The sequence below is a fragment of the Streptomyces triculaminicus genome (assembly GCF_017349075.1).
Classification (GTDB): domain Bacteria; phylum Actinomycetota; class Actinomycetes; order Streptomycetales; family Streptomycetaceae; genus Streptomyces; species Streptomyces triculaminicus.
In genome coordinates this window covers 252,247-277,536 of sequence record NZ_JAFMOF010000002.1, presented here as the reverse complement: position 1 = coordinate 277,536, position 25,290 = coordinate 252,247, and the positions used below count along the sequence as shown (strand labels likewise).

The 25,290-nt window shown below is 74.3% G+C and carries 25 protein-coding genes; 14 read left to right on the top strand and 11 right to left on the bottom strand.

Going from position 1 to position 25,290, the window contains the following annotated elements; genetic code table 11:
* Positions 1–48: 48 nt before the first annotated feature.
* Both J1792_RS11245 and J1792_RS11240 read right to left on the bottom strand, forming a co-directional pair.
* A complete protein-coding gene (locus J1792_RS11245) occupies positions 49–2,187 on the bottom strand; it encodes a helix-hairpin-helix domain-containing protein (RefSeq protein ID WP_372446097.1) in 2,139 nt (712 codons plus the stop codon).
* A complete protein-coding gene (locus J1792_RS11240) occupies positions 2,184–3,167 on the bottom strand; it encodes an aldo/keto reductase (RefSeq protein WP_086568804.1) in 984 nt (327 codons plus the stop codon). Before J1792_RS11240 ends, J1792_RS11245 begins: the two co-directional genes overlap by 4 nt.
* Positions 3,168–3,316: 149 nt before the next feature.
* Here J1792_RS11240 and J1792_RS11235 point away from each other — a divergent pair, with 149 nt between their 5' ends.
* The 3 genes from J1792_RS11235 (at position 3,317) to J1792_RS11225 (ending at position 5,831) form a co-directional block, all read left to right on the top strand.
* Positions 3,317–4,366, top strand: coding sequence for an LLM class F420-dependent oxidoreductase (locus tag J1792_RS11235; protein ID WP_086568802.1), 1,050 nt, complete (start codon positions 3,317–3,319; stop codon positions 4,364–4,366).
* A 211-nt stretch (positions 4,367–4,577) separates the two neighbouring features.
* Positions 4,578–5,366: a hypothetical protein gene (locus J1792_RS11230; RefSeq protein WP_086568800.1), complete on the top strand. Its 789-nt coding sequence runs from the start codon at positions 4,578–4,580 to the stop codon at positions 5,364–5,366.
* Positions 5,367–5,426: 60 nt separating this feature from the next.
* The gene (locus J1792_RS11225) at positions 5,427–5,831 is read left to right on the top strand and encodes a hypothetical protein (RefSeq protein WP_086568798.1); all 405 of its coding nucleotides are present in this window, start codon (positions 5,427–5,429) and stop codon (positions 5,829–5,831) included.
* Positions 5,832–5,849: 18 nt separating this feature from the next.
* Here the strand turns inward: J1792_RS11225 and J1792_RS11220 are convergent, their stop codons facing one another.
* Together J1792_RS11220 and J1792_RS11215 are read right to left on the bottom strand one after the other, a co-directional pair.
* Positions 5,850–7,400 (bottom strand): APC family permease, encoded by a 1,551-nt coding sequence (locus tag J1792_RS11220; RefSeq protein WP_086568797.1) that lies wholly within the window; start codon positions 7,398–7,400, stop codon positions 5,850–5,852.
* A 35-nt stretch (positions 7,401–7,435) separates the two neighbouring features.
* Entirely contained in the window at positions 7,436–8,392 is a 957-nt protein-coding gene (locus J1792_RS11215; protein WP_086568795.1) for a hypothetical protein, read from the bottom strand.
* A 394-nt stretch (positions 8,393–8,786) separates the two neighbouring features.
* On the opposite strand from J1792_RS11215, the gene J1792_RS11210 reads away from it, so the two are divergent.
* Complete coding sequence (locus J1792_RS11210; protein WP_086568794.1) at positions 8,787–9,671, top strand: DMT family transporter; 885 nt, start codon at positions 8,787–8,789, stop codon at positions 9,669–9,671.
* Positions 9,672–9,702: 31 nt separating this feature from the next.
* Positions 9,703–10,230, top strand: a complete 528-nt coding sequence (locus J1792_RS11205) for an NUDIX hydrolase (protein ID WP_207247183.1) — start codon at positions 9,703–9,705, stop codon at positions 10,228–10,230.
* A 36-nt stretch (positions 10,231–10,266) separates the two neighbouring features.
* Here J1792_RS11205 and J1792_RS11200 read toward each other — a convergent pair whose 3' ends face one another.
* Together J1792_RS11200 and J1792_RS11195 are read right to left on the bottom strand one after the other, a co-directional pair.
* Positions 10,267–11,184 (bottom strand): NADP-dependent oxidoreductase, encoded by a 918-nt coding sequence (locus J1792_RS11200; protein ID WP_086568790.1) that lies wholly within the window; start codon positions 11,182–11,184, stop codon positions 10,267–10,269.
* Positions 11,181–12,713 (bottom strand): MFS transporter, encoded by a 1,533-nt coding sequence (locus tag J1792_RS11195; RefSeq protein WP_086568788.1) that lies wholly within the window; start codon positions 12,711–12,713, stop codon positions 11,181–11,183. Before J1792_RS11195 ends, J1792_RS11200 begins: the two co-directional genes overlap by 4 nt.
* 149 nt (positions 12,714–12,862) lie before the next feature.
* On the opposite strand from J1792_RS11195, the gene J1792_RS11190 reads away from it, so the two are divergent.
* From J1792_RS11190 to J1792_RS11175, 4 genes are all read left to right on the top strand, one after another.
* The gene (locus J1792_RS11190; RefSeq protein ID WP_086568787.1) at positions 12,863–13,303 is read left to right on the top strand and encodes a MarR family winged helix-turn-helix transcriptional regulator; all 441 of its coding nucleotides are present in this window, start codon (positions 12,863–12,865) and stop codon (positions 13,301–13,303) included.
* 78 nt (positions 13,304–13,381) lie between these two features.
* A complete protein-coding gene (locus tag J1792_RS11185; protein WP_207247182.1) occupies positions 13,382–14,329 on the top strand; it encodes an MBL fold metallo-hydrolase in 948 nt (315 codons plus the stop codon).
* A gap of 125 nt (positions 14,330–14,454) precedes the next feature.
* A complete protein-coding gene (locus J1792_RS11180) occupies positions 14,455–15,477 on the top strand; it encodes a phosphotransferase family protein (protein ID WP_207247181.1) in 1,023 nt (340 codons plus the stop codon).
* Positions 15,478–15,482: 5 nt separating this feature from the next.
* Positions 15,483–16,715: an acyl-CoA dehydrogenase family protein gene (locus J1792_RS11175; RefSeq protein ID WP_086568782.1), complete on the top strand. Its 1,233-nt coding sequence runs from the start codon at positions 15,483–15,485 to the stop codon at positions 16,713–16,715.
* 24 nt (positions 16,716–16,739) lie between these two features.
* Here J1792_RS11175 and J1792_RS11170 read toward each other — a convergent pair whose 3' ends face one another.
* Positions 16,740–17,351: a TetR/AcrR family transcriptional regulator gene (locus J1792_RS11170; protein ID WP_086568781.1), complete on the bottom strand. Its 612-nt coding sequence runs from the start codon at positions 17,349–17,351 to the stop codon at positions 16,740–16,742.
* Positions 17,352–17,400: 49 nt separating this feature from the next.
* Entirely contained in the window at positions 17,401–18,210 is an 810-nt protein-coding gene (locus J1792_RS11165; RefSeq protein WP_086568779.1) for an SDR family oxidoreductase, read from the bottom strand.
* A 224-nt stretch (positions 18,211–18,434) separates the two neighbouring features.
* On the opposite strand from J1792_RS11165, the gene J1792_RS11160 reads away from it, so the two are divergent.
* Together J1792_RS11160 and J1792_RS11155 are read left to right on the top strand one after the other, a co-directional pair.
* Positions 18,435–19,772 (top strand): alpha/beta fold hydrolase, encoded by a 1,338-nt coding sequence (locus J1792_RS11160; protein ID WP_086568777.1) that lies wholly within the window; start codon positions 18,435–18,437, stop codon positions 19,770–19,772.
* Positions 19,773–19,963: 191 nt separating this feature from the next.
* Positions 19,964–20,575 (top strand): hypothetical protein, encoded by a 612-nt coding sequence (locus tag J1792_RS11155; protein ID WP_086568776.1) that lies wholly within the window; start codon positions 19,964–19,966, stop codon positions 20,573–20,575.
* A 61-nt stretch (positions 20,576–20,636) separates the two neighbouring features.
* Here J1792_RS11155 and soxR read toward each other — a convergent pair whose 3' ends face one another.
* Both soxR and J1792_RS11145 read right to left on the bottom strand, forming a co-directional pair.
* A complete protein-coding gene (soxR, locus tag J1792_RS11150; RefSeq protein WP_086568773.1) occupies positions 20,637–21,086 on the bottom strand; it encodes a redox-sensitive transcriptional activator SoxR in 450 nt (149 codons plus the stop codon).
* A gap of 26 nt (positions 21,087–21,112) precedes the next feature.
* On the bottom strand, positions 21,113–21,733 hold the full coding sequence (locus J1792_RS11145; RefSeq protein WP_086568772.1) for a TetR/AcrR family transcriptional regulator: 621 nt from the start codon (positions 21,731–21,733) through the stop codon (positions 21,113–21,115).
* Positions 21,734–21,862: 129 nt separating this feature from the next.
* Between J1792_RS11145 and J1792_RS11140 the strand changes: the two genes are divergently transcribed.
* From J1792_RS11140 to J1792_RS11130, 3 genes are all read left to right on the top strand, one after another.
* The gene (locus J1792_RS11140) at positions 21,863–22,387 is read left to right on the top strand and encodes a DUF2165 domain-containing protein (RefSeq protein WP_242645878.1); all 525 of its coding nucleotides are present in this window, start codon (positions 21,863–21,865) and stop codon (positions 22,385–22,387) included.
* A gap of 151 nt (positions 22,388–22,538) precedes the next feature.
* Positions 22,539–23,870 carry a homogentisate 1,2-dioxygenase gene (gene hmgA / locus J1792_RS11135; protein WP_086568768.1) on the top strand — a complete coding sequence of 444 codons (1,332 nt, stop codon included), beginning with the start codon at positions 22,539–22,541 and terminating at the stop codon, positions 23,868–23,870.
* A 25-nt stretch (positions 23,871–23,895) separates the two neighbouring features.
* Positions 23,896–24,645, top strand: coding sequence for a GntR family transcriptional regulator (locus J1792_RS11130; protein ID WP_086568767.1), 750 nt, complete (start codon positions 23,896–23,898; stop codon positions 24,643–24,645).
* Between the two features lie 156 nt (positions 24,646–24,801).
* On the opposite strand, the gene J1792_RS11125 is transcribed toward J1792_RS11130, so the two are convergent.
* Positions 24,802–25,098, bottom strand: coding sequence for a hypothetical protein (locus tag J1792_RS11125; protein ID WP_207247180.1), 297 nt, complete (start codon positions 25,096–25,098; stop codon positions 24,802–24,804).
* Positions 25,099–25,290: the final 192 nt, after the last annotated feature.

Sequence of the window (25,290 nt, the reverse complement as noted above, 5' to 3'; positions counted from 1 at the left end):
CACCGAGGCCCGCCCCGGGGGCCCCTGGGCCCCCGGGGCGGGCGCCGGTCAGCCGGCGGGCCGCAGCTGGGCCTCCAGCAGCGGCCGCAGCCGGGTGTCGCGCTCCGTGGCCGGCACCTCGGCGACCGCGCGGGCCAGCGCCTGGTCCACCCCGTGCACGACCGACAGATGCCGCTCGCCCCGGCTGAACGCCGTGTAGACCCACGACCGGGTGAGCGTCGCCGCGGCGTCGCCCGGCAGCACCACCACGGCCGCCTCCCAGCGCGTCCCGGCGGCCTGGTGGGCCGTCACGGCCCAGCCGTGACGCACCTCCTCGGCCACCCGGGCCGGCGGTACGACCACGGGCGTGCCGCCGCAGTCCAGCCGCAGCCCCTCCGCGTCCGCCGAGACCACGGTGCCGGGGACCATCCGGCCGGGCGCCGGCACGTAGGCGACGCGGTCGCCCGGGTCGAAGCCGCCGAACCGGCCGGGGCCGGGGTTGAGCCGCTCCTTGAGCGCCGCGTTGAGCGCGCGGGTGCCGGCCGGGCCGCCGTGCCCGGGGGTGATGACCTGGGTGCGCTCGGCGGGCACGCCGATGGCGCGCGGCACGGAGTCCGCGACGAGCTGCACGGTGCGGTGCACCGCCTCGCCCGGATCCCGCACGGGAACGATCACGACCTCCTTGCCGGGGGCGTCCACCTGCTGGAGCTCGCCGATCGCGATGCCCGAGACCAGCTCGCCGACGGGGCCGGGGTCGGGGGTGCGGGAGACGACCGCCGGGCACGTACGGGACGCCACGACGTCCGCGAACACCCGGCCGGGGCCCGCGGACCACAGGACGCCCGGGTCTCCGGAGAGGACGAGGCGGGTGCCGTCGGCGAGCGACTCCACCAGCAGGGCGGCCGTCTCCACGTCCAGCTGGGGGGCGTCCAGGACGGCCAGGACGTCCAGGGCCAGGGCGCCGTCCTCGTCGCGCCCCGGGCCCTCCTGGCCGGAGAGCAGGCCGGCCACGGTCACGGCGTCGGTGACGCCGAGCCCGGCCAGGCGCCGGCGGCCGTCCTCGGTGTGCGCCGCGGCGCAGGCCCGCAGGCCCAGTCCCTCGGCGGCGGCGATCAGCGCGGCGGGCTCGGCCCGGGCGGCCTCTCCCCCGCTGTGGGTGACCAGGCCGGCGGCCGCGACGGCACGAATCAGCTCGGCGGCGGACGGCGAGGGCGCGCCGGCGGCGGCGTCCTCCCAGCCGGCGAGGTCCTCGTCCCGGCCGGCGGCGTTCGCCAGCCGGGCCAGGCCGTCGGCGAGGCTCTCCTCGGCCATGGCGTAGCGGTCCAGGCCCAGCAGCAGCCGGACCGGCTCCCCGCTCCCGTCCGCCTCCGCGGTCTCCTCGGTCTCCTCCGGCTCCGGCCCCTCACGGAAGACGAGCACCGAGCCCTCGGCGACGGCGCTCTGCAGTGCCTCGTCCGCGTCCGGGACGGAGCGCCGGGCGAGCTCGGCGCGCAGGGCCGAGGACTCCAGCACCGTGTGCCCCGCGAGGGCGGCGCGCTCCAGCAGCCAGCCGACCAGGGCCCGTGCCCGCCGTTCGTCCCCCGGCCCGCACTCCGCTCCGAGCAGCGCCCGCGCGAAGCCGTCCGCCTGCTCGGGCCGCACGCCCGGCACGGCCAGCAGCCGCCACGGGTCCTCCCGCAAGGCCTCGGCCGCGTGCTCGCCGAGCGTCGCGGCGACCTGCCCGGCCAGCTGCTCCGGCGCCCCGCCGGCGGCGAGCACCTCGGTCAGCTCGGCGCTGGGCGGGATCACCGCCGCCCGGGCGGGCGGCGCGGCGGCCGCGCGCGGGGCCGGCGCGGGGCGCGCCGGGCGTGCGGGACGCGCGGCGGGCTTCGGCTCGTTGAAGAACGACGCGGCCGGGCGCTCCCCGCTCTCCACGGCCCGCACGGCCGCGGCGAGCGCCTCGGCGACGGCGGACCGCGGGGCCGTCCCGGGCGTCTCGGGCGCCTCGGGCGTCCCAGGTGTCTCGGCTGCGGGTCCGGAGTCCTCCATACCGCCGGAGTCGCCGATATCGCCGGACGCGTCCGTACCACCGGACGCGCTCGGCTCGGCGGGCTCGTCCGGCTCCGGGCCCGGGGGCGTGCCCGGGCCGTCGCCTTCCTCGGCGGCCACCGGGGTGGCCGCCTCGGGGGCCTCGTCGGTGGCCTCGCCGGCGAGGCGGTCGTCGTTCACAGCGTGCTCCAGTCCTGGTCCGGGTAGCGGTGCACGGGCGCCGACACATCGTCGAGCGCCTGGCAGATCTCGTCCGGAAGCGTAAGGGCCTCCACTGACAGTGCCTCTCTCAGCTGCTGAGCCGTGCGGGCTCCGACGATGGGGGCGACGACGCCGGGGCGGTCGCGGATCCAGGCGAGGGCCACCTGCAGGGAGGTGGTGACCAGGCCGTCGGCGGCCGTGGCCACGGCGTCGACGATGCGGGTCGCCGTCTCGTCGAGGTAGGGCTCGACGAAGGGCGCCAGGTGCTCGGAGGCGGCGCGGGAGTCGGACGGGGTGGCGCGGCGGTACTTTCCCGTCAGCACGCCCCGGCCCAGCGGCGAGGACGGCAGCACGCCGAGCCCCAGGTCGCGGGCGGCGGGCAGCACCTCGCGCTCGATGCCGCGCTGCAGCAGGGAGTACTCCATCTGCGTGCAGGCCAGCCGGGTGCGCGCGCCCGGCGCGGCGAGCTGCCACGTCGCGGCCTTGGCGAGCTGCCAGCCGCAGAAGTTGGAGACGCCGGCGTAGCGGGCCCGGCCGCTGCCGACCGCGAGGTCGATGGCCTGCAGCGTCTCCTCGACCGGCGTGGCCGGGTCGAAGGCGTGTATCTGCCATACGTCCACGTAGTCGGTGCCCAGCCGCTCCAGCGAGGCGTCGAGGGCGGCGAGCAGGTGGCCGCGCGAGCAGTCGACGCGCCGCCCGGGGTCCAGGACGCTGCCGGCCTTGGTGGCGATGACGACGTCGCGGCGCGGGACGAGGTCCCGCAGCAGCCGGCCCAGAAGGTACTCGGCGCCCCCGTCGGCGTAGACGTCGGCGGTGTCCACGAGCGTGCCGCCCGCGTCCCGGAACGACTTGAGCTGCTCGGCGGCGTCGTGCTCCCCGGTGTCCCGGCCCCAGGTGAGGGTGCCGAGCCCGAGCCGGGATACCCGCAGGCCCGTGCGGCCGAGATGCCTTTGTTCCATGAGCGCTGAGGTTACTGTCCGGGCCGCGGTGCGTCGCCATGCCGCCACTGCCTGTGGACAACTCGCCGATGACGTACCCCGGGCAGGCGCGCTAGAGTCCCCGCAACGACGACGTTACTGATCAGTAAGGGGTGCCCCGGATGAGTCGGATGAGGCTCGGAATCAACCTCGGCTACTGGGGAGCCGGGATGGACGCGGACAACCTCGCGGTGGCCCGCGAGGCCGACCGCCTGGGCTACGCGGTCTGCTGGGCGGCCGAGGCGTACGGCTCCGACGCGGCGACCGTGCTGTCCTGGGTCGCGGCGCAGACCGAGCGGATCGACGTCGGCTCGGCCATCTTCCAGATCCCGGCCCGTACGCCCACCATGACGGCGATGACCGCCGCCACCCTCGACTCGCTCTCCGGCGGCCGCTTCCGCCTGGGCCTCGGCGTCTCCGGCCCGCAGGTCTCCGAGGGCTGGTACGGCGTGAAGTTCGACAAGCCGCTCGCCCGCACCCGCGAGTACGTCGAGATCGTCCGCAAGGCCATGGCCCGCGAGCGCGTCACCCACGACGGGGAGCACTGGACGCTGCCGCTGCCGGACGGCCCCGGCAAGCCCATCAAGCTCACCGTGCACCCGGTGCGCGAGCACATCCCGCTGTACATCGCGGCCATCGGGCCGAAGAACCTGGAGCAGACCGGCGAGATCGCCGACGGCGCCCTGGTCATCTTCTTCGCCCCCGAGCACGCCGAGGAGACCACCCTGGGCTCCCTGCGGGCCGGCCGCGCCAAGGCGGGCAAGGACCTCGAGGGCTTCGACGTCGTCCCGACCGTCCCCATGGCCGTGGGCGACGACATCGACGCGCTCGCCGACATCTTCCGCCCGTACACCGCCCTGTACGTGGGCGGCATGGGCAGCGCGAAGCAGAACTTCTACAACAAGCTCGCGCGCCGCATGGGATACGAGAAGGAGGCGGCCGAGATCCAGGAGAAGTACCTTTCCGGCGACAAGGCGGGCGCCGCCGCGGCCGTCCCGCGCCGGCTGATCGACTCCACCGCCCTGCTGGGCGGCGTGGAGCGCATCGCCGACCGGATGCAGGCCTACGCCGACGCCGGGGTGACCACCCTGTCGCTGGCCCCGGCGGGATTCACCCTGGACGAGCGGATCGCGGGCCTGCGCACCGGCGTCGAGGCGCTCGAGCGGGCCGGGCTGGCGTAACGCCGGGAGGGGCCGCGGCCGTGGTGGGGGCTCGGGGGTCGTCTTCCCCGCCACGGCCGACACCGAGCACAACGCCGGGACGCCCCGGTGGTTACGCGCCGGGCGGCCCCTGAATCCCCGTACGAAATCCTCCGTTCGGCCGAGCGCGCGGCGGCCCCTGATTGCCGCGCCCCGTGCGGGGCACTTGACTGTGCCTACGGAGGTGACGGCCATGCTCACGGCCAGAAGTCTGTTCCAGGAGATCCTCGACAACGACGACTCCTACCGGCTGTTCTGCTCCATCGCCGCGAGCGGCGAGCATCAGGGCGGCTGGGAGAACGGCCGGATCGCCGCCCTCGTACCCGAGAGCCGGCGGGCGCTCGCCCCCAGGATCGCCCGGCACGGCGCGGACGAGGACAAGCACGGCCGGATCTTCGACGCCCTGCTGCACAGGCGCGGCCTGCAACGGATCGACGTCCCGCCGGAGACGGACTACACCAGGATCCTCGAGCGGGAGGGCATCGGCCTGCCGCACGCCAAGCTGCGCGCCGACGCCCCGCTGACCGAGCGCGACATCATCGCCTACCTCGCCCACAGCCGGGTCACCGAGCAGCGCGCCTCCGAGCAGATGAACATGCTCACCGCGCACTTCGGCGACCATCCGGAGATCGGCAACGCCGTCCGGATGATCTGCCAGGACGAGGCCAACCACCTCGCCTACTGCCACGAGGAGCTGCTGCGCCTGGCCGCGGAGGGCCACGGCCGGCTCATCCGGGACCTGCTGCGCGAGAGCGCGCTCGCCGAGATCGCGATCTACCGGGACGTCAGCCTCGCGGTCGTGCACCGCATGGGCCGCCTCCTGGGCTGGCCCCGGGCGAAGTCGGCGGCGCTGACGGCGGGCATCCACGCCCTCTACGCCTACGAACGCCTCGGCGGCTGGCGCCGGATGGTGACGTTGCGGATGCCCCGGCGCCGCGACGCCCTGGGCGGTCCGGCCACGGCGGAACCGGAGTTCGCCTGAGGCCCACCGCCCACGCCGGGGCCTGCGGGGCGTGCGCACGCCGTGCGTATCATCTGCCGGATGATCTCCAACAGTGCCCGCGTTCCCGCCCCTTCCGCCGCGCCCTGCCGCATCACGGTGTGCCGGGGCTGCTGCTGCGGCGACGCGCGCAAGGTGCCCGGGGTGGACCACGCCGGGCAGATCGGGCGGCTGCGCGGGGCCGTGGGCGAGGCCGCGCTGGTGCGGGCGTCGGAGTGCCTGGACGTGTGCGACCAGGCGAACGTGATGGTGGTGCAGCCGTCCGCGGCGGGCCGGGCGGCCGGAGGCCGGCCCGTGTGGCTCGGCCTGGTCAACGACGACGACGCGCTGGCGGACATCGCGGCCTGGGTGCGGGCCGGCGGGCCGGGGCTCGCGGAGCCGCCGGGGGTGCTGGACCTCTACGAGTTCACCGTCTCGCGGCGGGTGGGCAAGGCGCTCGAGGGCTGACGGGCCGCGGGCGGAGCCTCATGGGGCGCCCGTGCGCGAGGTGGCGGTCTCCGTCGCGGCCTCCGCCGCGCGCTCCAGCTGGAACGCCTCGTTGCCCAGCCCGATCCGGGCGTGCGCCTCGGGCCGTACGGCCTTGAGCACCAGCCCGAGGACCCCTCCGGCCACGGCGGCGAGGCCGATGACGCCGGGCGGGAGCCAGCGCAGGGCGGAGCGGGGGCCGGTGCCGAGCAGGGCGCCGAAGTCCGCGACCGCGTAGCCGGTGATGACCACCAGGGCCAGTCCGGCGACGGCGGAGGCGAGCAGGCGCGGGGCCTGGGCGCGGGCCGCGCCGCGGCGTACGAAGAAGGCGATGACGGCGGCGCTGGTGGCGGCCATGAGGAGGACGACGCCGAGCGCGCCGACGTTGCCCGTCCAGGTGAACAGGCGGATGACGGGCGTGGTGGGGTCGCCGTGGGGGCGGTCGTCGGTGACGGCGAAGACGGTGACGACCAGGAGCGAGACGACGCTCTGCAGCAGCGAGCCGTGGGCGGGGGCGCCGCTGGTGCGGGCGGTGCGGCTGACGGCGGCGGGCAGCAGGCCCTCGCGGCCCATGGCGAAGGCGTAGCGGGCGACGACGTTGTGGAAGCTGAGCAGGGCGGCAAACGTCCCGGTGACGTAGAAGAGGTGCATGACGTCGGTGAAGCCGGCGCCGAGCCGGTCCTCGGCGAGGACGAAGAGCAGGCCGGGGCCTGCGTCCCGGGACGCCTCGACGATCCGGGAGGGGCCGGCGGCCACGCTCAGGGCCCAGGAGCCGACGGCGAAGAAGAGGGCGATGAAGCCGACGGCGAGGAAGGTGACGCGGGCGACGACGACCTGCGGGCGGCTGGTCTCCTCGGCGTAGACGGCGGCCTGTTCGAAGCCGACGAACGAGGCGATGGTCAGGCAGAGGGCGGTGCCGAGGCCGGCGCCGGAGAGGGTGGCGGGGTCGAAGGCGTGGAAGGACAGGCCGTCGGCGCCGGGGCCGGCGAAGGCGGCGACGTCGAAGACGGCGACCATGGCGCACTCGACGAGCAGCAGCACGCCGAGGATCTTGACGTTGAGGTCCGTCTTGAGCCAGCCGAGGGCGCCGGTGACGGCGACGGCGGCGAGCGCGGGCACCCACCAGGCGACGTTCACCCCGAGGTGGTCGTCGAGGAGGGTGGCCAGTTCGTGGCCGAAGATGCCGTAGATCCCGACCTGCATGGTGCTGTAGGAGACGAGGGCGACGACGGAGGCGGCGGCTCCGGCGGTGCCGCCCAGGCCGCGGGCGATGTAGGCGTAGAAGGCGCCGGCGTTGTGGACGTGCCGGCTCATCTCGGCGTAGCCGACGGAGAAGAGGGTCAGGACGGCGCCGAGGGCGACGTAGAGCAGGGGCTGTCCGACGATGCCCATCGTCCCGTAGGTGGTGGGCATGACGCCCGCCGTCACCATCAGGGGGGCGCTGGCGGCGACGACCGACAGCAGCAGGCCGGCCACGCCGATGCGGTCGGCGCGCAGCCGTCTGGCCCGGCCCTTGAAGGTGCTGATCTCGCTGGTGGTGCCCGTCGGCATGGCGGGAGGGGTCCTTCCCGTGGGGTGAGGCCGGCTCAGGCGGCGCCGAGGGCGGCGCGGCGGGCGGCCCTGAAGGCCTTCCTGGGATCCCGGTCGGGATAGGACCAGGGGGCGTGGGTGGCGTGCGGTCCGATCCGGGTGAGCAGGGCGGCGGCCTCGGCGGGGCGGCCCTCGTGGAGCTTGGCGTGAGCGAGGAAGTTGAGGTCGACCTTGCGCCGGGGGTGGGCGGTGCCGTCGTCGACGTCCCATTCCAGCCACCAGTCGAAGGCGGCCTTCATCACCTGGCGGGCGCGGCGGGTGCCCCAGTGGCCGGACCGGGCGGGGTCGGCGGGCTCGAGGCCGGCGCGGGCGAGGACGCGGTAGCGCTCGGCGTGGGCGACGACGGGCAGGACGGCCAGCGGCGAGTCGGCGGGGGCCTGCTCGGCGGCCCAGGAGGCGAAGTCGTAGACCTCGTGGAGCGGGTCGTCGCGGTCGCCGTCCTGGTGTTCGGCCAGGCAGGCGGCCATCAGGTGGTGGGCGTGGTGGTGGTCCCGGTGCCGGGCGCGCACCTGGTCGAAGGCGCGGACGCGCTCGCCGTCGGTGCCGGTGCGGCGGGCGAGGATGAGGATGCCGAGCCAGGGGGTCGGGTCGCGGGGGGCCATTGCGGCGGCGGCCAGGCACAGGGCGCGGGCGGCGTCGGGGGTGTCCTTGCCGTGGACGGCCCGGGCGACGGTGGCGCAGGCCAGGAGGGCGGCGGCGTCGGGGCTGTCGGGCTCGGCGAGCTGCCATTCGCGGGCCCAGGCGACGCTGGTGGGGCCCTCGGCGAGGACGACGAGGCGGTGGCCGCGGCGGTCCCAGTCGTCTCCGGTGCGGGCGAGGAGCTGCCGGGCGTCGGCCCAGCGGCCCCGGGCCAGCGCGTCCCGGACGGTGGCCAGCTCATGGTCGTCGAGGGCCGCTTCGAAGGCCGGCCCCTCCTTGTTCCGGGAGCGGCCCAAGGGGGGCGGGGGCGTCATCTGCGGGCTTCCTCCACGGCGTACGTCCCCTCCGGGCGCCGGGTCGCCGGGCGCCGGTGAATAAGCTTGCTCGATCACGCACAGCAAACCGGTAGTCACGGCTCCGCGTCAAGACCGATCTTGATGCTGACGTAACGTCAAGTAACGTACCGTCAGTACAAGTTGCCGGACCCTCCGGGGCGGGACGACCCCCGCGCACCCCTGATGGACGCACGCATACTCGACGCACTCATGTTCGACCTTATCGGGATGGGCACGGCTGTTCCGGATGAACGGCCGAAAGAGGGGTACTCGGGCGCCACACCGCCCCCAGGGCGGCTACCGTTTTTCTGTTGCATTTCTGTCAGCTTTCTGTCAAATCCCCTTCGACCGCACGGTCTTGAGGTGCGACGTGATGGTCTTCGCCTTCGCCGTGAGCGCGGCATGCTGTCTGGGCGTCGGGTTCGTGCTGCAGCAGAACGCCGCGCAGCACGCCCCCATGAGCGACTTCCTCTCCTTCCGGCTGCTGCTGGACCTCGCGCGCATGCCGCGCTGGCTGGCGGGCATCGCGTTCATGGTCTGCGGGATGGTGCTGGGCGCCCTCGCGCTCAACTGGGGCGAGGTGTCCCTGGTCGAACCGCTGATGGCGACAAACCTGCTGTTCGCGATGGCCCTCTCCCGCTGGCAGACCAGACAGCCGCTGGGCCTCGCGGGCTGGGCCGGGCTGTGGCTGCTCGCGGGCGGGGTGGCCGCGTTCATCGTCGCGGGCCGGCCGACCGGCGGCGCCACCGTCACCGACCCCTTGCGGCACTGGCTGATCGTCGGCGTGATGGTGGGCGGCGCGCTGCTGCTCGCGGCCATCTCCAAACGGGTGCGGATGAGCACGGAGGCCGCCCTGCTGGCCGTCGCCGCCGGGCTGCTCTACGGCGTCCAGGACGCCCTCACCCGGGTGACCGGCGACCGCCTGGACGCCCACGGCGTGGCGGCGCTGGTCACCAGCTGGCAGCCGTACGCGGTGGCGGCCCTGGGGCTCACGGCGCTGTTGCTGGTGCAGAGCGCCTTCGAGACGGCGCCGCTGCGGATGTCGCTGCCCGCGCTGACCGCGGCCCAGCCGCTGGCCGGAATCGCCTGCGGGGTGGGGTTCCTCGGCGACCGGCTGCGCGCCACGCCCGGGGCGCTGGCCTGGCAGGCGGCGGGCCTGGTGGCGATCGTGTGCGGGATCGTGCTGATCGGCCGCCATCCGGCGATGCCGTCGGGGATGACCCCCGAGGGGCGGGTGCGGGACCTGCAGCCGCACTGACGCGGGGGACGGGGGCTGGTTGGATGGCCGCATGAGTGATCAGCAGCCGCTCGCGGCCGACGAGGTGCTGGACGTCGTCGACGAGCACGACCGGGTCGTCGGGCGGGCGCCGCGGGGCGAGGTCTACGCGAAGGGCCTGATCCACCGCTGTGTGTTCGTCCAGGCCCGGGACGCGCGGGGGCGGATCTTCGTGCACCGCCGCACCGACCGCAAGCTCGTCTTCCCCTCGCGGTACGACATGTTCGTGGGCGGGGTCCTCGGCACCGGCGAGTCCTACGCCGAGGCCGCGCTGCGCGAGGCGGAGGAGGAGCTGGGGGTCAGCGGGCTGCCCGCGCCCACGCCGCTGTTCCGGTTCCTGTACGAGGGGCCCGGCGGGCGGTGGTGGTCGGCGGTCTACGAGGTCCGCTGCGAGCTGCCGGTCGCGCCGCAGGAGGAGGAAGTGGCCTGGTGGGACTTCCTGGCGGAGGAGGAGCTGCGCTCGCGCCTGGACGCGTGGGAGTGGGTGCCGGACGGGCTGGCCGCCTACGCCCGGCTGCGGGAGCACCGCCGGACGGGCTGAGCGGCCCGTCCGGCGCCGGTGTACCTCCCAGGACCCCTAGGGCGTCACCACGATCTTGCCCCGGGTGTGGCCCTCGGCGCTGAGCCGCTGGGCCTCGGCCGTCTTCTCCAGGGGGAGGACCCGGGCGACCTCCACGGACAGCACCCCCTGCTCGGCCAGGTGGCCGAGCGCGGTGAGGTCCGCGACGTCCGGGCGGACCCACAGCAGGCGGCCGCCGAGCCCGGTGACCTCCGGGTCGGTGATGGAGACCAGGCGGGCCCCCTCGGCGGTCACCTCGGCCGAGTCCTTGACGACGCCGCCCACGAGGTCGAGGACGACGTCCACGCCGCCGGGCGCCATGGCCCGTACCCGCTCGTTCAGGCCCTCGCCGTACGTCACGGGCTCGGCGCCCAGCGAGCGCAGGTAGTCGTGGTTGCGCTCGCTGGCGGTGCCGATGACGCGGGCGCCGAGGTGCCGGGCGAGCTGGACGGCCATGGAGCCCACGCCGCCGGCCGCGGCGTGGACGAGGACGGTGTCGCCCTCGCCGGCCCGCGCCGCCTTCAGGCTCTGGAAGGCGGTCAGCCCCGCCAGGGGCAGGCCCGCGGCCTCCTCGAAGGAGAGGTTGGCGGGCTTGCGGGCGAGCGTGCGCACCGGGGCGGCGACGTACTCGGCGAAGGTGCCCCGGGAGAGGAAGTCCTCGCGGACGTAGCCCATGACCTCGTCGCCCACCTGGAACTCGGGGGTGTCGGCGCCCAGGGCGACGACGACGCCGGAGACGTCCCAGCCGGGGATGACGGGGAAGACCGGGTCGATCATGCCGGCGAGGTAGCCGGCCTGGGCCTTCCAGTCGACGGGGTTGACGGCCGCGGCCCTGACCCGCACCAGGACGCTGTCCGGGCCGGGGCGGGGGTCGGGCAGCTCGCCGTACTCCAGGGCCTCGGGGCCCCCGTAGGCGCGGTAGCTGACAGCCTTCATCGTGCCGTCTCCTTGTCGCTCGGTGCGGCCGCTTCCGGCGTCCGGCCGCCCGTCCCAGCGTCGGCCGCCGGGGCCGGGCCCGCCACCTCGGCGGCCCGCAGGGTGTGGATCCTCCGCAGGCCGGCCCAGGCCACCAGGGCGACCAGGACGAACGCGGTGCCGGCGATCACGAAGGTGAGGGTGAACTGGCTCTCGGCGGGCAGCTTGGGCGCGCCCGGCGGCAGGTGCTCGATGCTCTTGGAGGCCAGCACCGTGGTGATCATGGCGCTGCCGATGGCGCTGCCGGTCGACCGGGAGATGGAGTTGATGCCGTTGGCGATGCCGGTCTGCTTGGGCGGCACGCTGGCGACGATCACGGCGGGCATGGCGGCGTAGCCGAAGCTGATGGCCGCGCCGACGAGCATGCCGGCGGCGATGACGGAGAACGTGTGCTCGTGGTCGAGGGCGATCCACACGAAGCCGGCGGTGCCGATCAGCGAGGCGAGCAGCAGCACCAGGCGGGGGCCCTTGTGGCGGACGAGCTGGCCGCCGACGGGGGCCGCGAGCAGCGAGACGACGGTGCTGGGCAGCAGGTACTCCACCGAGGCGCGCAGGACGCTGGCGGAGAAGCCGTAGCCGGTGACCTTCGACGGCATCTGCACGAGGTAGGAGACGCCGATGAACAGGGCGAAGGAGCCGAAGCCGACGAGCAGGCCGGCGACGTTGGCGAAGAGCACCGGGCGGTGGGCGAACATCCGCATGTCCACCAGCGGCTCGCGGACCTTGCGCTCGACCACGGTCCACAGGGCGGCCATCACCACGGCGCCGGCGAAGCAGCCGAGCGTACGGGCGGAGGACCAGCCCCACTCGTGCCCCTGGGTGATGGGCAGCAGGAGCAGCACCAGGGTGGCGGCCAGGGTGAGGGCGCCGAGGACGTCGGTGCGGCCGCCGGTGGTCTCGCGGGTGGCGGGGACGAGGGCGACGACGGCGATCAGGGCGAGCGTGGCGAGGCCGGTGGCCAGCCAGAAGGCGCTGCGGTAGTCGGGGTTGTCGCCGGAGGTGAGCAGGCCGGTGGCCACCAGCGCCAGGCCGCTGCCGAAGGCGAGGGTGCCGCTGACCATGGCCATGGCGCCGGGCAGCTTGGCCGGGCGGATCTCCTCGCGCAGCACGGACAGCGCCAGCGGGAAGATCGCGGTGGCGGCGCCCTGCAGGACCCGGCCGACGATCAGCCAGAGCAGGGAGTGGGTCACGGCGGCGAGGACGGAGCCCGCGACCATGACGATCAGCACGCCGACCAGGGTCTGCTTCTTGCCGTGCTGGTCGCCGAAGCGGCCGAGCAGCGGGGTGAAGACGGCGGCGGAGAGCAGGGTCGCCGTGGTGACCCAGCTGACGTTGGCGGAGGTGGTCTCGAGGTCGTTCTGGATGAGGCCGAGGATCGGCACGACCAGGGTCTGCATCATCGAGACGACCATGGCGGCGAGGCTCAGCGCGAAGACGATGACGGTCTCGTTGCGCCGGCTGCCCTGCGCGGCGGGGGCCTGGGAGGTCATGGGGCGGGGGTGTTCCTTCACGTTGCTCGTGTTACTTCACGACATTGATGCTTGAGATCGTCAAGCAACTCGGACCACGGTAGGCGGGGATACTTCAGGTAGTCAAGTTAATGGTTAATGACATAAAGCTCTTGAGTACACTCGAGGCCATGACCGGCCCCACCCCCCACACCCCGACCAAGGCCCAGCTCCTGGAGCTCGTCGCCGCGCTCGGCACCGCCCAGTGGCAGGACTTCGCCGCCGCCGCGGCCCGCCACGGCCTCACCTCCGTCCAGGCCAAGCTGCTGGCTCAGCTCAAGGGCCCGGTGCCCATGCGCGGCCTGGCGGCGCTGCTGCTGTGCGACGCCTCCAACGTCACCGGCATCGTGGACCGGCTGGAGGCGCGCGGCCTGGTGCGCCGGGAGCCTGACCCGGCCGACCGCCGGGTCAAGAACGTGGTCGCCACCGACGAGGGCCGCGAGACCATCCGCCGGGTGCGCGCCGAGATGCAGGCCACGCACAGCGCGCTCGACGCCCTCGACGAGGCGGAGCGCACGGCCCTGTACGGCCTCCTCGAGCGACTGCGGCCCGGACTCGAACACCGGGGGTGAAGCGGCGGCCCCCGCCCGTATTCTGACGGGTGATCGGATCCGCCCGGCCGGGCGGCGGACGGCACGGGAGGCCTTCGCATGACCAGCACGCGCACCATCGCACCCGCCCCGGGAGCCGAGGGCACCGAGCCCTACACCGTCCCGCTCGCCCCCGGGGTGAGCGCCTACATCCAGCCCGACGGCGGCTGGTGCCTGAACAACGCCGGGATCGTCACCGGCGGCGGGCGCACCCTGCTGATCGACACCGCGCCCACCGAGCGGCGGGCCCTGCTGCTGCGCGACGCGGTGGCGGCCGGCGGCGCCCCGCGGCCCTCCCTCCTGGTCAACACCCATCACCACGGCGACCACACCTACGGCAACTGCGTCTTCACCCCCGAGGCCACCGTCATCGGGCACGACGACTGCCGCGCCGAGGTGCTCGCCGCGGGCCTGCAGCTGCACACCCTGTGGCCCGAGGTCGACTACGGCCACGTCGAGGTCACCGCCCCGACGCTCACCTACACCGACACCCTCACCCTGCACATCGGTGAGACCGAGGTGCGCCTGATCCACCCCGGTGTGGCCCACACCGTCGGCGACACCATCGCCCACCTGCCCGAGCACGGCGTCGTCTTCACCGGCGACCTGGTCTTCCACGGCGGCACGCCCTTCCTCATGATGGGCTCGCTCAGCGGCTCGCTGCGCGCCGTGGAGCGGCTGCGCGCCCTCGACGCGCCCGTCGTCGTGCCCGGCCACGGGCGGGTCACCGACCCCGGGGTGTACGACACCGTCGAGGCCTACCTGCGCTTCGTCCAGGACCTGGCCCGGACGTCCCACGCGGCCGGCCGCACCCCGCTGGAGGCCGCCCGCGACGCCGACCTCGGCGAGTTCGCGGGCCTGCGCGAGAGCGAGCGCCTGGTCGCCAACCTCCACCGCGCCTACGCCGAACTGGAGGGCCTGCCGCTGGGCGCCCCGCTCGACGCGCCCACCGTGCTCGCCGACATGCAGACGATGAACGGCGGCCGCCCGATCGCCTGCCACGCGTGAGCCGGCCGGCCCGCCGGACCCCGCCCACCGGCCCCCGCCCGGGGGCTCCCTCTGGACGGCATACCGACCGGTCGGCATGATGGCCTCCGGACGTGGCGGTCAACTCCCCTGACGAGGAGCGTGCGATGAGCAAGGGCAATCCCCCCGGACTCGATCCGAAGCGGCTCCGGGCCCATCTGGACCGGGCGCTGCCCGGGCTGACGGGCGGGGAGCTGACGGCCGAGCTGATCGAGGGGGGCCGGTCCAACCTCACCTACGCCGTCACCGACGGCACGACGCGGTGGGCGGTCCGCCGGCCGCCGCTCGGGCACGTCCTGGCGACCGCGCACGATATGCGGCGCGAGCACCGGGTGATCAGCGCGCTGCGCCGGACGGCGGTCCCCGTGCCCCAGGCGCTGCTCCTGTGCGAGGACGAGGACGTGCTCGGGGCGCCCTTCTACGTCATGGAGTTCGTCGAGGGCACGCCGTACCGCACCGCGGACCAGCTCGCCGCGATCGGCCCGGAGCGCACCCGCGAGGTCGTGCTGGCCCTCGCCGACACGCTCGTCGGCCTGCACGCCGTGGACCCCGAGGCGGCCGGGCTCGCGGACTTCGGGCGGCCCGAAGGATTCCTGGAGCGGCAGCTGCGGCGGTGGGGCAAGCAGCTCGAGGCCTCCCGCAGCCGTGAGCTGGCCGGGATCGACGAGCTGCGCGCGGCGCTGGGCGGGGCGCTGCCCCGCTCCCCCGCGCCGGCCGTCGTCCACGGCGACTACCGGCTCGACAACGTGCTCGTCGGCGCCGACGACACCGTACGGGCCGTCCTGGACTGGGAGATGTCCACGCTCGGCGACCCGCTGACCGACCTCGGCCTGCTGGTGATGTACAGCGAGCAGCGGGCCGTTCCCGGCTCCCCCCTCACCACCACGCGCGAGGCGCCCGGCCATCCCACGCCCGCCGAGATCGTCGCGCGGTACGCCGCCCGCTCGGGCCGCGACGTCACGGCGCTGCCCTGGTACACCGCGTTCGCCTACTTCAAGCTCGCCGTGATCCTCGAGGGCATCCACTACCGCTACACCCTGGGACAGACCGTCGGCGCGGGCTTCGACCGCATCGGACAGCTCGTCCCGCTCTTCGTCCGCAACGGCCTGACCACCCTCAAGGAGGGCTGAGTCCCATGGACTTCGCATTCGACGCCCGTACCGAGGAACTGCGCGGCAGGCTGCTGGCCTTCATGGACGAGCACGTCCACCCGGCCGAGGCCACCGCCGCCGAGCAGCGCGCGAAGCTCGCCTCGCCGTGGGACGTACCGCCGGTGGTGGAGGAGCTCAAGGCGGAGGCGCGCCGGCGCGGGCTGTGGAACCTCTTCCTCCCCGACACCCCCGGGCTGCCCGGCGAGGAGCGCGGCGCCGGGCTGACCAACCTGCAGTACGCGCCGCTGGCCGAGATCACCGGCCGGAGCCCGCAGCTGGCCCCCACGGCCCTGAACTGCGCGGCACCCGACACCGGGAACATGGAGCTGCTGGCGCAGTTCGGGAACGACGAGCAGCGCGAGCGCTGGCTGCGCCCGCTGCTGGCCGGCGAGATCCGCTCGGCCTTCGCGATGACGGAGCCCGAGGTGGCCTCCTCCGACGCGACGAACATCGAGACGCGCATCGAGCGCGACGGCGACACCTACGTCATCAATGGGCGTAAGTGGTACATCTCCGGTGCCCTGCACCCGGAGTGCCGGATCTTCATCGTGATGGGCCAGACCGACCCGGGCGCCCCGGACGTCCGCCGCCGGCAGTCGATGATCCTGGTGCCCCGTGACACCCCCGGCGTCCGGATCCGGCGCGCCATGACGGTCTACGGCTACGAGGACCACTACCACGGCGGGCACGCCGAGGTCGTCTTCGACGACGTCCGGGTGCCCGCCGGCCATCTGATCGGCGAGGAGGGCGGCGGCTTCGCCATCGCCCAGGCCCGGCTCGGCCCCGGCCGCATCCACCACTGCATGCGCCTGATCGGCATGGCCGAGCGCGCCATCGAGCTGATGTGCCGGCGGGCGCTGACCCGGACGGCGTTCGGCGAGCCGCTCGCCGGGCAGGGCGTGGTGCGGGAGTGGATCGCGGACGCGCGCGTGGCCGTCGAACAGCTGCGGCTGCTGGTGCTGAAGACGGCCTGGCTCATGGACACCGTGGGCAACAAGGGCGCCCACACCGAGATCCAGGCCATCAAGATCGCCACCCCGCGCACGGTCGTGGACATCCTCGACAAGGCCGTCCAGCTGCACGGGGCGGCGGGGGTGAGCCAGGACTTCCCGCTGGCCGAGTTGTGGGCCGCGGCGCGGACGCTGCGCCTGGCCGACGGGCCGGACGAGGTGCACCAGCGCTCGCTGGCCCGCCGGGAGCTCGCGCGCCACCGCTGACCCGGGGGCCCGCGGTGGCGGGTCCTACGGCCGCAGCGCCCGCATCAGCAGGTCCGCCAGGTGGTCGGCGACCTGCTGGGGCGCGAGCGCGCCGTCCGGGCGGTACCAGCTGCCGAGGTGGTGGACGGAGCCGAAGTGGTAGTCCACCACCAGGTCGGCCGGGGTCGCGGAGCTGAAGACGCCGGTGCGCTGGCCCTCCTCGACCAGGGCCCGGAACCGCTCGTGGTAGCGGCGGCGTTCGGCGCGCACCTGCTTGCACTTCTCGGGACCGAGGTGGTGCATGGACCGGAAGAAGATCTTCGTGTCGTCGAGGTTCTCCAGGGTCGTCACCACGACGTCGGCCGCGGCGGCCCGCAGCCGCCGCTCCACCGGGGCGTCGGCGCCCGCGAAGCCGTCGAGCCGCTCCTGCTGGAGGCGCAGCACCCGCCCGTAGACCTCGTGCAGCAGATCGTCCTTCGACCCGAAATAGTGATAGAGCGCGCCCTTGGTGACGCCCGCCGCCTCCACGATGTCCTGTACGGACGTCCGGTCGTAGCCCCGTTCGGCGAACAGCCGGGTGGCGGCGGCCAGCAACCGCCGTGGCACCGGCCTTCCGCCGTTGTCCGTCGCCCTGGCCGTCGCCGCCCTGGTCGTCATCGCCCGCTGCCCGCCCTTCCGCCGCTGTGCCCCGTGCACGCCCCGCACACTAGTCCCGCGACCGCCCGCGCGGTTCCGCCTCCGGCGGACTCCCGGGCCGTCCCAGGTCCTCGACCTTGCGCTGGAGGTGGTTCATCCCCTCGAGCCAGCGGTCGGGGTCGGTCGCGCGGGCGGCGGCGAAGCCGGCCACCTCGGGGTGCGGGAGGATCAGGAAGCGGCCCTCGGCCATGCCCGTGAAGAGCGCGTCCGCCACGGCGTCGGGTTCGACGGCGGTGGGCCGCAGGAGGAGGTCCCCCGCCGCGCCGGTGTCGCGCAGCATGTCCGTGCGGACGCCCGCCGGGCAGATGGCGTGCACGTCGACGCCCCGGTGGCGGTAGGTGAGCGAGAGCCATTCGGCGAAGGCGAGGGCCGCGTGCTTGGAGACGCTGTACGGGGCCGAGCCGACCATCGTGAGCAGGCCGGCCGCGGAGACGGTGGCCACGAAGCGCCCGCTGCCGCGCTCGAGCCATCCGGGGAGCAGCTCGCGGGCCGCGCGGACGTGGGCCATGACGTTGACGTCCCAGGACGCGGCCCAGGCGTCCTCGGCGGCCTCCGGGCCGCCGGTGTGGGCGACGCCGGCGTTGGCGCAGTAGACGTCGATCACGCCGCCCAGGGCCTCGCGGGCGGCGGGCAGGACGGTTGAGGCGTCGCCGGGGACGGCGACGGCGCCGGTCTCCTCCGCGACGGCGGCGGCCTTGGCGGCGTCGAGGTCGTTGACCACGACCCGGGCCCCCTCGGCGGCGAACCTGCGGGCGAGCGCGGCCCCGATGCCGCCGCCCGCCCCGGTGACCACAACTCCCGCGTTCCGTACGGACTTCACGCTCGTGCCTCCCTCGCACCGACGGCCCGAGCAGACTAACCGGTCGGTATGTCGGGGCGGAAGGGCGCCGGGCACGCCCCGTCCCGGGCTCTCGTCCGCCCGGCCCCCGCACAAGGGTTCACCCTGCGAATCACGGACGGGTGAACAGGTGCGGAAGAGGCTGGACATGTCCCCTTGACGGCAGGAAGATGCGCGCACATCGGACCGGGGCAGGGGGACGCGCCATGGCGGGCATATCCGTGGAGCCGTACTGGGAGCTGACGTTCGACGCCGAGGGGGACCCCGACGCGGGCGCACGGGACGCCCTGGTACGCGGGGTGACGGAGCGGGGACTCACCGACCTGGTGATCTTCTCGCACGGCTGGAACAACGACCGGTCGACCGCCACCCTCCTCTACGACCGCTTCCTCGCCCCCTTCCCCGCTCTCCTCAGGGACGCCGGCAGCCCCGCGCGCCTCGGCTACGCCGGCGTGATCTGGCCGTCCATGCGGTTCACGGACGAGCCGATTCCGGACTTCCCGGCGCAAGCCGCCGCACCGGCCGCCGCGCCCTGCCTCGCCCCCGCGACGCTACGGGCACTGGCCCGCGCCTTCCCCGGCAGCGAGCCGCTGCTGGACCGGCTGGCGGAACTGCTCGAGCAGCGGCCGGACGACCCGGCCCGGCTGGAGGAGTTCGCGGCCCTCGTGCGCCGGCTCGTCGCCCCGCGCCGGACGGACGCCGCCGCCGCGGGCCCCTCCGCGCACGACATGGAGCCGGACGCGGAGGCCGCCGCGGAGCCGGTGATGTTCGCCGACGACCCGGCGCGCGTCTGCGGCCGCTTCGCGGACGCGCTGGCCGCCATGGAGGCTCCCCCCGGCGCGGCACCCGAGGCGGCCGGGGCCGGGCTCTTCGGCGACCTCGGCCGGCGGCTGTGGAACGGCGCCCTCGAGCTGCTGCGCCAGGGCTCGTACTGGGAGATGAAACGGCGCGCGGGCACGGTCGGCGGCGCGGGACTCGGGCCGGCGCTGGGGCTGCTCGCCGAGGCCTCCCCCGAGCTGCGCGTCCATCTGGTGGGGCACAGCTTCGGCGGGCGGCTCATGGCGTTCGCGCTCGGCGCGCTTCCGGAGCGCACCGGGTGCGTGCACTCCCTCACCCTGCTCCAAGGCGCCTTCTCGCACTACGCGTTCGCGCCCCGGCTGCCCTTCGACGCCGGCCGCGGCGGCGCCCTGAAGGGGCTGCACACCAAGGTGCGGGGCCCGGTGGTGTGCTGCCACTCCGACCACGACCAGGCGCTGGGGCTGCTCTACCCGCTCGCCTCCCAGGTCTCCCGCGACCCCGCCTCGGCGTTCGGCCCGCGCGACGTCCGCTGGGGCGCGATGGGCCACGACGGCGTCCAGTCCGTCGAGGGCACCACGGCCCTGCCGCTCGCCGAGGCCCTGGAGGGGCTGCCCGCCGAGGGCTGCGTGAACGTCGACGTCTCGGCGGTCGTCCGGCGCGGCGGCCCGCCCGCGGGCGCCCACAGCGACATCTGCCACGGCGAGCTGGCGCGCCTGGTCCTGCTGGCCGGGCGGCTCGTCCGCTGACCTCGGGCGGGCATGACCGGCGATCATCCGCCACCTTCCAGGAAGCCCACATCTGTGCGGCCTTTGGGGGTAGCAGACCGGAGTCGGGCGTATGCGCGTCCGGAGGATCCGAAGATCGGATGGATCCGATGGGCGACGGGATACGTCCCTTCCATGTCGATCCGAGTCCGCTCCGTCGGAGGTGGGATGCAGTGGCAGGTTTCAGAGCACTGGCCCGAGAGGTCCGCAATCCCCGCAACACCATCGCGCTACGGCGGACCTCGTTGCGCAAATGCCTCGAACGCTTCGCCCCCTACGGGCACCGGGCGACCTGGCGACATCTGTGCGCCCGCGCCGGCCTCGCCCCCGACGACCGCGCTCCCGACCCCGCCCTGCTGATCTCCGCGCTGGCCGAGCTGGAGGAGGCGCGCGAGGTCTGGCTGACGTACGAGGCCGGGTTCGCGGGCCGGCGCCGCCGCGAGAAGCACGACGGCATCCGCCAGCCCAGCGCCGTCGACGACTGGCACCGCAACACCTGGGGCGGCTGTGACATCGTGCCCTGCGCGTCGCCCGATGTGACGCCGGACGCCCGGCTCGCCGACGTCCTGCGCCGGGTGATCGCGGCCATGGAGTCCGCGCCCGGCGAGGCCTGCCCCGTGTGCGCCCAGGAGCGCATCGAGTGGCGCACCGACCTGGAGCGCTACCCGCTCGAGGGACCTGTCTGCACCGACTGCGGCATCGTGGTCCCGGTGTCCGTACTCACCCCCGCCGCGCTGTTCGCGGCCCGGCGGTACGCCTTCGCGGAGCGGTACGCGACGGTGTGAGGGCGCGCTCCCCGCACGAGCAGGGGAGCGCCGGCCCCCGGCGGCGGCCCGCCGCCGCGGCTCAGCCGCTGAGCAACGAGCCGTCGACGCGCTCGCCTATGCGGTCCTCGGGGTTGGACAGCGCGCACGAGTCCAGGGACAGGCAGCCGCAGCCGATGCAGCTGTCGAGGCGGTCGCGCAGACTGGCCAGCCGTGCTATCCGCTCGTCCAGGTCCGTGCGCCAGGCCTCCGACAGCCGGGCCCAGTCGGCCCGGTTGGGCGTGCGCCCGTCGGGCAGCTTGGCGAACGCCTCGCCGATCACGGCGAGCGGGATGCCGACCCGCTGGGAGGCGCGGATGAAGGCGACCCGGCGCAGCGCGTCACGGCTGTAGCGGCGCTGGTTGCCGCTGGTACGGCGGCTGGTGATCAGCCCCTTGGCCTCGTAGAAGTGCAGGGCCGAGACGGCGACCCCGCTCCGGGCGGCGAGCTGCCCGACCGTGAGCTCGTGGACTTTCAGTGGAATCTGGGGCACGGATCCGACTGTACGTCAGCTGTACGTCAGCGCTCCTGCGCGCAGCCGACCATGCGCAGCACCAGGGAGGCGTAGAGCTCGCCGACCTCCCCGGGGCTCCGCTTGCCGTCCGCGTTGAACCAGCGGGCGACGTCGATGCACAGGGAGAGCACGGCCAGCGTCGTGCCGCGCACGTCGGGGACGTCGAAGTCGCCGGCCGCGACGCCGTCCTCGATGATGTCGCGCACCGCGCCGTCGGTGTCCCGGCGCAGCGCGACGATCTCGGCGTAGTGCTCCTCGCCGAGCGCCCCGAGCTCGTACTGCACCACGCGGGCGGTGGTGTGGTGTTCGGCGTGCCAGCGCACGAAGCGGCGCACGGCGTCGGCGAGCCGCTCGGCGGGGGTGCCGGCGCCGTCGCGGGCCTGCCGCAGGATGCCGAGGGCGAGGCGGTGGCCGACGCCGCTGATGCGGTAGAGCAGCTCTTCCTTGGTGCGGTAGTGGATATAGAGTGCGGCGGGGCTCATGCCGGCGCGACCGGCGATGTCCCGGGTGGTGGTGGCGTGGTAGCCGCGTTCGGCGAAGGCCTCCACGGCCGCGGTGAGCAGCCGCCGGGCGGCGTCGGGCGTGACGTCGGCCCACTCCTCGGTGCGCTGCGCCTGCGCGCCCATAGCGTGCCCCGCTCTCCGGGCCGCTGCGGGCCCTGTTCGCCGTCGGAAGGGAACGCACACCATACCCCGGCGCCTGAGCAAGCGCTTAGGGGTGCGTACGGGACCGGCCGCCCGGGCATGCATACCGCCATGACCGCTGAGCGCACCCTGCCGGCGGCGGCCACGGCGTCGACCGCCACGGTGGCGGTCCTGATCACGCTCGTCGCCCTCGGCAACATCACCGACTTCGGCACCAACCAGGAGTTCGTCCGGCACGTCCTGGCGATGGACACCACGTTCCAGGACGAGGACCTGATGTGGCGGGCGATCACGAACCGCACCGTCCAGGACGCCGTCTACGTCGCGATCATCGGCTGGGAGGCACTGGCCGCGCTGGTGCTCATCGCGGCCACCCTGCTCTGGCTGCGCGGCCTCGGGCCGGGCGGACGGGGCTACGACCCGGCCCGGCGGGCCACCACGGTGGGGCTGGTGATGCTCCTGCTGCTGTTCGGGCTGGGCTTCATGGCCATAGGCGGCGAGTGGTTCGCGATGTGGCAGTCGGCCAAGTGGAACGGCCTCGCGGCCGCCCTCCGCAACGTCACCCTCGCCGGTCTCGTCCTCATACTGATCCACCTGCCGTCCCCGCAGTGGCACCCGGGCCGGCCCTGGTCCTGAGCGTCACCGAACCCGGGGATCCGGCCGCCGCGACGGCCGTTTCCGGGCGGCGTCCCCCGTTCCGGCAGCTGATCCATTGACGCGCCCCGCCAGGAATCCTACGGTCCTCCATAGGAATCCATGAGGGATCCACCGGCAGCGGGAGCGCGCGATGAGCGGTAGGGGCAACGAGCAGGCACGAAAGACGGCCGAGGCGCTGGTGTACTCGTCCGGCTTCGGCAACGAGCACAGCAGCGAGGCCGTGCCCGGCGCGCTGCCGCAGGGCCGCAACTCCCCGCAGCGGGCGCCGCTGGGCCTGTACGCCGAGCAGCTCAGCGGCTCCGCCTTCACCGAGCCCCGCCGGCACAACCGCAGGTCGTGGCTGTACCGCATCCGCCCGTCGGCCGCCCACCCGCCGTTCACCCCGGTGGCGGGCGGCGCGCTGCGCGGCGCGCCCTTCACCGAGACCGTCCCCGACCCCAACCGGCTGCGCTGGAACCCGCTGCCCGAGCCCGCCCCGGGCACGGACTTCCTCGCCGGGCTGTGGACGCTGGGCGGCAACGGCGACGCCACCCAGCGCGCCGGCATGGCCGTGCACCTCTACCACGCCACCTCCTCCATGGACCGGGTCTTCAGCGACTCCGACGGCGAGCTGCTGATCGTCCCGGAGCGCGGCGGGCTGCTGCTGCGCACGGAGTTCGGTCTGCTGCGCGCCGAGCCCGGCCATATGGCGCTGATCCCGCGCGGGGTCCGCTTCCGCGTCGAGCTGCTGGACGCCACCGCCCGCGGCTACGTCTGCGAGAACTACGGACAGCCCTTCGTCCTGCCCGACCTCGGCCCCATCGGCGCCAACGGCCTCGCCAACGCCCGGGACTTCCTCGCGCCGGTCGCGGCCTACGAGGACACCGAGGGCCCGGTCGAGGTGGTCAACAAGTTCTGCGGCAACCTCTGGTCGGCGACGTACGACCACTCCCCCCTGGACGTCGTCGCCTGGCACGGCAACCACGTCCCCTACGTCTACGACCTGCGCCGCTTCAACGTCATCGGCTCGGTCAGCTACGACCACCCGGACCCGTCGATCTTCACGGTGCTCACCTCGCCGTCGGACACCCCGGGCCTGGCCGGCGTGGACTTCGTGGTCTTCGCGCCCCGCTGGCTGGTCGGCGAGGACACCTTCCGGCCGCCGTACTTCCACCGCAACGTGATGAGCGAGTACATGGGCCTGATCGAGGGCGCCTACGACGCCAAGACCGCTGGCGAGGGGGGATTCGTCCCCGGCGGCGGATCGCTGCACAACATGATGTCGGCGCACGGCCCGGACCGGGAGACCTTCGACCGGGCGAGCGCGGCCGAGCTGACCCCGCACAAGGTCGACGACGGCCTCGCCTTCATGTTCGAGACCCGCTGGCCGGTGACGCTGACGCCGCAGGCGGCGGAGGCCGACCATCTTCAGAGCGGCTACGACGGGGTATGGCAGGGTCTGGAGCGCCACTTCAGTCGCTGACGCCACCGTAGAGCCGGAGTTTCCCGTGACCACCTTCGCCCCCGACTCCCTCGCGCTCAACCGCAAGCTCCCGCTGTGGTACCAGGTCACGCAGTCGCTGCGTGCCTCGATACTCGGGCGGCGCCCGGACGACCCGCTGCGCCTGCCCACCGAGGACGCCCTCGCCGGCCACTACGGCGTGAGCGTGCTGACCATGCGACAGGCGCTGAAGGAGCTGGAGTCGGAGGGGCTCATCAGCCGGCACCGCCGGCGCGGGACCTTCATCGAGCCCAGCGCCCGGCGCGGCTCGCCCGTACGGCTGCTGGGCTCGGTCGACACGATCGTCGCCCAGCAGTCCGGCGAGCGCACGGCCGTCCTGGAGCACGGCCCGACGGCGGTTCCGGCCGACCTGGCCGAGTACTTCCCCGGCCTGGACGAGGCGATGGCCTACCGCCGGCTGCGGTCCGAGGAGGCGTCGGGCGAGCCGACGAACTGGGCGGAGAACTTCGTGCGCCCCGAGGTGGCCGAGCGCATCGACCTCGCGGACCTGACCCGCTGGCCGATGACCAAGGTGCTGCGGGACGCGGTCGGGGTGCGCATCAGCCGCATCACCGACACCGTCGAGGCCCGCCTGGCGGACCCCGAGACGGCCCGCCTGCTGCAGGTGCCGCTGCTCAGCCCGATCCTGCACTACACGGGCGTCACCTACGACGACTCCGGCCGTCCCGTCGACGTGGCCCGCATCCGCTACCGCGGCGACCGCTTCTCCTTCACGGTCACGCTCGACGCGCACTGAGAGCGCGCGGGCGCCATGGAGCCGCCGGCTGCCGGTGGTTGCGGGCGGGCCGCCGGAGGAAGGGGACGGCCCGGGTGAGGGGACGACGGAGTGCCGGTGGAGCCGGCCGCCCCTGGGGATGGGGGCGGGCCGTGCGGGTTCGGGCCGGGGGAACCGTCAGGCGGGGCTGCTGCCGGCGCTGGTGGCGGGGCCGCTGTGGCTGCCGAAGAGCGAACGGCGCAGTCGCTTGATCGGGGCGAACAGGGAGACCCGGGCGGTCTTCCTCTGCCCGGCACGAGTGTGATCACGCGCGGTGAGCTCGCGCATCAGCACGGTCGCGCCCTCGGCCTCGCGCTGCGGCACGGCGGGGCCGCCGAGCACCGCGAGGTGACGGTCGAGGCGCGCGCTGGACGCGCCGTTTCCGTAGCTGACGGCAGGCACACGCGGCCTGCTGCGCATTGCTATCTGATCCATGAGACTCCCCACCCGTACGAGGCACCCGGCCCAGGCAGAGTAACCCTATCGCCCCATCGCGTCACCCGCGCATCCGCGGGTCGGATTCACCACCCCGTCAAGGGCGTTGACGACCCTGGCGTGAACCTGCCGTCACCGAGCGCGAGTTGGCCGGGACATTCCGGCGCCGCACAGGGGGCAATCACACTCCGT

Excerpts from the sequence above, each read along its gene's own strand:
- J1792_RS11240 (WP_086568804.1), bottom strand. The coding sequence starts at position 3,167 with ATGGAACAAAGGCATCTCGGCCGCACGGGCCTGCGGGTATCCCGGCTC.
- J1792_RS11235 (WP_086568802.1), top strand. The coding sequence starts at position 3,317 with ATGAGGCTCGGAATCAACCTCGGCTACTGGGGAGCCGGGATGGACGCG.
- J1792_RS11230 (WP_086568800.1), top strand. The coding sequence starts at position 4,578 with ATGCTCACGGCCAGAAGTCTGTTCCAGGAGATCCTCGACAACGACGAC.
- J1792_RS11225 (WP_086568798.1), top strand. The coding sequence starts at position 5,427 with ATGATCTCCAACAGTGCCCGCGTTCCCGCCCCTTCCGCCGCGCCCTGC.
- J1792_RS11220 (WP_086568797.1), bottom strand. The coding sequence starts at position 7,400 with ATGCCGACGGGCACCACCAGCGAGATCAGCACCTTCAAGGGCCGGGCC.
- J1792_RS11215 (WP_086568795.1), bottom strand. The coding sequence starts at position 8,392 with ATGACGCCCCCGCCCCCCTTGGGCCGCTCCCGGAACAAGGAGGGGCCG.
- J1792_RS11210 (WP_086568794.1), top strand. The coding sequence starts at position 8,787 with ATGGTCTTCGCCTTCGCCGTGAGCGCGGCATGCTGTCTGGGCGTCGGG.
- J1792_RS11205 (WP_207247183.1), top strand. The coding sequence starts at position 9,703 with ATGAGTGATCAGCAGCCGCTCGCGGCCGACGAGGTGCTGGACGTCGTC.
- J1792_RS11200 (WP_086568790.1), bottom strand. The coding sequence starts at position 11,184 with ATGAAGGCTGTCAGCTACCGCGCCTACGGGGGCCCCGAGGCCCTGGAG.
- J1792_RS11195 (WP_086568788.1), bottom strand. The coding sequence starts at position 12,713 with ATGACCTCCCAGGCCCCCGCCGCGCAGGGCAGCCGGCGCAACGAGACC.
- J1792_RS11190 (WP_086568787.1), top strand. The coding sequence starts at position 12,863 with ATGACCGGCCCCACCCCCCACACCCCGACCAAGGCCCAGCTCCTGGAG.
- J1792_RS11185 (WP_207247182.1), top strand. The coding sequence starts at position 13,382 with ATGACCAGCACGCGCACCATCGCACCCGCCCCGGGAGCCGAGGGCACC.
- J1792_RS11180 (WP_207247181.1), top strand. The coding sequence starts at position 14,455 with ATGAGCAAGGGCAATCCCCCCGGACTCGATCCGAAGCGGCTCCGGGCC.
- J1792_RS11175 (WP_086568782.1), top strand. The coding sequence starts at position 15,483 with ATGGACTTCGCATTCGACGCCCGTACCGAGGAACTGCGCGGCAGGCTG.
- J1792_RS11170 (WP_086568781.1), bottom strand. The coding sequence starts at position 17,351 with ATGACGACCAGGGCGGCGACGGCCAGGGCGACGGACAACGGCGGAAGG.
- J1792_RS11160 (WP_086568777.1), top strand. The coding sequence starts at position 18,435 with ATGGCGGGCATATCCGTGGAGCCGTACTGGGAGCTGACGTTCGACGCC.
- J1792_RS11145 (WP_086568772.1), bottom strand. The coding sequence starts at position 21,733 with ATGGGCGCGCAGGCGCAGCGCACCGAGGAGTGGGCCGACGTCACGCCC.
- J1792_RS11140 (WP_242645878.1), top strand. The coding sequence starts at position 21,863 with ATGACCGCTGAGCGCACCCTGCCGGCGGCGGCCACGGCGTCGACCGCC.
- hmgA (WP_086568768.1), top strand. The coding sequence starts at position 22,539 with ATGAGCGGTAGGGGCAACGAGCAGGCACGAAAGACGGCCGAGGCGCTG.
- J1792_RS11125 (WP_207247180.1), bottom strand. The coding sequence starts at position 25,098 with ATGGATCAGATAGCAATGCGCAGCAGGCCGCGTGTGCCTGCCGTCAGC.